The sequence below is a fragment of the Ruegeria sp. C10 genome (genome assembly GCF_056537805.1).
In genome coordinates, this window is the sequence record NZ_JBQFSC010000011.1 from 1 (window position 1) to 4,026 (window position 4,026).

The following is a 4,026-nucleotide window of genomic DNA, read 5'->3' on the forward strand; positions in this document are numbered from 1 at the left end:
CTGACATTTGAGCATTTGAAGGCTGAGGTTTCGTCTGGCGAGATTGATACGGTATTGGTTTGTTTGGTTGACCTTCAGGGCCGTTTGATGGGCAAGCGGTTTCATGCGGGTCATTTTGTTGCGGGTGCGTGGGAAGAGACACATTGCTGCAATTATCTGCTGGCGACGGATCTCGAGATGGGGACGCCGGATGGGTATGCCTCGACCAGTTGGGATCGGGGCTATGGCGATTATGTGATGAAGCCGGATCTGAGCACTCTGCGCCCTGTACCGTGGCTGGAAGGCACGGCGATGGTGATGTGCGATGTGCTGGATCATCACACGCATGAAGAAGTGCCACACGCGCCGCGCTCGATCCTGAAGCGTCAGGTGAACCGGTTGAAGGCGATGGGTTATGACGCGATGTGCGCCACCGAGCTGGAGTTTTTCCTGTTCGAGAAAAGCTTTGATCAGATCCGCAAGGAAGGCTTTCGCGACCTTGAGCCGATCTCGGGGTATAACGAGGACTATCACATCCTTCAGACCACCAAGGAAGAGCATGTGATGCGCCCGATCCGCAACCATCTGTGGGATGCGGGGATACCGGTCGAGAACACGAAAGGTGAGGCCGAGACCGGGCAGGAAGAACTGAACATCAAATATGCGCCTGCGATGGAGACGGCCGAGTATCACTCGATCGCCAAGAACGCGGTGAAAGAGATTGCCTGGCAGCATGGGCATGCCGCGACCTTCCTGCCGAAATGGCATCATGAGAAAGTGGGCAGTTCCAGCCACGTGCATCAGTCGCTCTGGTCCGAGGGGCGGCCGATCTTTTTCGACGAAAAAGACCCGCTCGGCATGTCGGATGTGATGAAAAGCTACATGGCGGGTCTGCTGAAATACGCCGCCGATTACACCTGTTTCATGGCGCCCTACATCAACAGCTACAAGCGGTTCATGAAGGGGACCTTTGCGCCGACGCGGATCATCTGGTCGGTGGACAACCGCACCGCCGGGTTCCGCCTGTGCGGTGACGGCACCAAGGCGGTGCGGGTGGAATGCCGTATCCCGGGCTCGGATATGAACCCCTATCTGGCGATGGCTGGGATGCTGGCGGCGGGGATCGCTGGGATCGAAGAAGGGCTGGAGTTGCAGCCGCCGACCACGGGCGACGTCTATCAGGGAGAGACGGGGATGATCCCGGGCGATCTGCGCGCGGCGCGGGATGCGCTGCATGGCTCGGCGATGTTGCGGGCTGCGATGGGAGATGACGTTGTCGATCACTATGCGCGCGCGGCCGAGGTTGAGATCGAAGAGTTTGAGCGCGTGGTGACCGATTGGGAAATTGCCCGCGGGTTCGAGCGGGCTTGAGAGGGTGAAAGCGAGGGGCCAGCCCCGCCGCCATTGGCGCTCGAACCAATGGCGCACCAATGGCGGCCCCCGAGATATTTATGGCCAGATGAAGCAGGGATCCTGCTCTCTTTAGAGATGGAGTGACTATGGGGCAGATGTTGCAATGTGTCTCGCCGATTGATGGGTCGGTTTTTGCCGAGCGCGAGGTGTTGTCGCGGGAGGCGGCGTTTGAGGTTGCGGGCCGGGCGCGGGCCGCACAGGCGGCTTGGGCGGCGCGGCCCTTGCGGGAACGCATTGATCTCGTGATGGCGGGTGTGGCTGCTGTTGGCGCGATGAATGAGGAAATCGTGCCCGAGTTGGCGCATATGATGGGTCGCCCGGTGCGCTATGGCGGTGAGTTCGGCGGCTTCAACGAGCGCGCAAGCCATATGGCCGGGATTGCCGAAAGCGCATTGGCTGATATCGCGGTGGGCGAAGATGAGACGTTCAAGCGCTATATCAGGCGCATCCCGCATGGGGTGGTGTTTGTGGTGGCGCCGTGGAACTACCCCTATATGACGGCGATCAATACGGTGGCGCCTGCGCTGATCGCGGGTAATACGGTGATCCTGAAACACGCCACGCAGACCCTGCTGGTGGGCGAGCGTATGGCGCAGGCCTTCCATGCAGCGGGTGTGCCGGAAGACGTGTTCCAGAATGTCTTTCTGAGCCATGACGTGACCAACGATCTGATCGCGGGCAATGCGTTCGACTTCGTGAACTTCACCGGCTCGGTCGGCGGCGGCCAGGCGATGGAGCGCGCGGCGGCGGGCACCTTTACCGGCGTCGGGACTGAGCTGGGCGGCAAGGATCCGGGTTATGTGATGGACGATGCCGATCTGGAGGCGGCGGTTGAGACGCTGATCGACGGGGCAATGTTCAACGCGGGCCAGTGCTGCTGCGGGATCGAGCGGATTTATGTGCATGAAAGCCTGTATGACGACTTCGTCGCCAGGGCGGTGGAGATCGTGAAGGGCTATAAGCTGGGCAATCCGCTGGACGCTGAGACCACCATTGGCCCGATGGCCAATGTGCGCTTTGCCGATGAGGTGCGGGCGCAGATTGCCGAGGCGGTCGAGGCTGGTGCGGTGGCCCATATCGACATCTTCCCCGAGGATGATGGCGGCGCATATCTGACGCCGCAGATCCTGACCAATGTCACCCATGACATGCGGGTGATGCGGGATGAAAGCTTTGGTCCGGTAGTGGGCATTATGAAAGTGTCCACGGATGACGAGGCCATCCGGCTGATGAATGACAGCGCGTTTGGCCTGACGGCGAGCCTCTGGACCAGCGATCTGGACCGTGCTGCGCGGGTGGGCGACCAGATTGAGACGGGCACCGTCTTCATGAACCGCGCCGATTATCTGGATCCCGGCCTGTGCTGGACCGGCTGCAAGAATACCGGGCGCGGCGGCGGTCTGTCGGTCATTGGCTATCACAACCTGACACGTCCCAAATCCTATCACCTGAAAAAGGTCACGGGCTAAGGACGCCGGCCTGCCTCGGAATGACCCCCTCGCCGGGGCAGGCCTTTTGACACGAAGGAAAGCAAACATGTCACTTGTTGGAAACTGGTCTTATCCAACCGCAATCAAATTCGGGGCCGGGCGGATCAATGAATTGCCCGAAGCCTGTGCGGCGGCCGGCATGAAGAAACCGCTGCTGGTCACCGACAAGGGGCTGGCCGATCTGCCGATCACCACCGCGACGCTGGATATCATGGAGACCGCCGGTCTGGGCCGGGGTCTGTTCGCGGATGTGGACCCGAACCCCAATGAACAGAACCTCGAGGCCGGTGTTGCGGCCTATAACGCGGGCGGCCATGACGGGGTGATCGCTTTTGGCGGCGGCTCGGGGCTGGATCTGGGCAAGATGGTCGCCTTCATGTGTGGTCAGACGCGCCCGGTCTGGGACTTTGAGGATATCGGCGATTGGTGGACCCGAGCGGATGCCGATGCCATCGCGCCGATCATCGCCGTCCCCACAACTGCCGGGACCGGGTCCGAAGTGGGGCGCGCCAGCGTCATCACCAATTCTGAAACCCACGCCAAGAAGATCATCTTCCATCCCAAGGTGCTGCCGACCGTGGTGATCTGCGACCCCGAGCTGACGGTGGGCATGCCCAAGTTCATCACCGCAGGCACCGGTCTGGATGCGTTCGCGCATTGTGTCGAGGCGTTCAGCAGCCCGCATTACCACCCGATGTCTCAGGGCATCGCGCTGGAAGGGATGCGGCTGGTCAAGGACTACCTGCCACGTGCCTATGCGGACGGCACCGACATCGAAGCCCGCGCCCAGATGATGAGCGCGGCGGCGATGGGGGCCACCGCCTTCCAGAAAGGCCTGGGCGCCATCCACGCCATGAGCCACCCCGTCGGCGCGGTGTTCAACACCCACCACGGCACCACCAACGCGGTCTGCATGCCCGCCGTGCTCGAGTTCAACGCGCCAGTCATCGCCGACCGCTTCCAGCAGGCCGCCGCCTATCTGGGCATCGACGGCGGCTTCGACGGCTTCCGCAGCTTCGTGCAAGAGTTCAACGACAGCCTCGCCATCCCCCGCAAACTCTCCGACCTCGGCGTCACCAAAGCCGCCATCCCCGAACTGGTCCAAGGCGCAATCATCGACCCCTCATGCGGAGGGAATCCGATC

Annotated in this window: 3 protein-coding genes; all 3 read left to right on the forward strand. The window is 61.6% G+C overall.

Annotation, left to right across the window (positions count from 1 at the left end; translation table 11 throughout):
• Nucleotides 1-1,350, forward strand: a 1,350-nt coding sequence (locus tag ACR0DE_RS21300; protein ID WP_480755201.1) for a glutamine synthetase family protein, incomplete at its 5' end; no start/stop codon positions are given.
• 128 nt (nt 1,351-1,478) lie between these two features.
• Nucleotides 1,479-2,861 (forward strand): aldehyde dehydrogenase family protein, encoded by a 1,383-nt coding sequence (locus tag ACR0DE_RS21305; RefSeq protein ID WP_480459954.1) that lies wholly within the window; start codon nt 1,479-1,481, stop codon nt 2,859-2,861.
• A 67-nt stretch (nt 2,862-2,928) separates the two neighbouring features.
• Nucleotides 2,929-4,026 (forward strand): iron-containing alcohol dehydrogenase (locus ACR0DE_RS21310; RefSeq protein WP_170819531.1); only part of this gene is annotated, 1,098 nt, incomplete at its 3' end.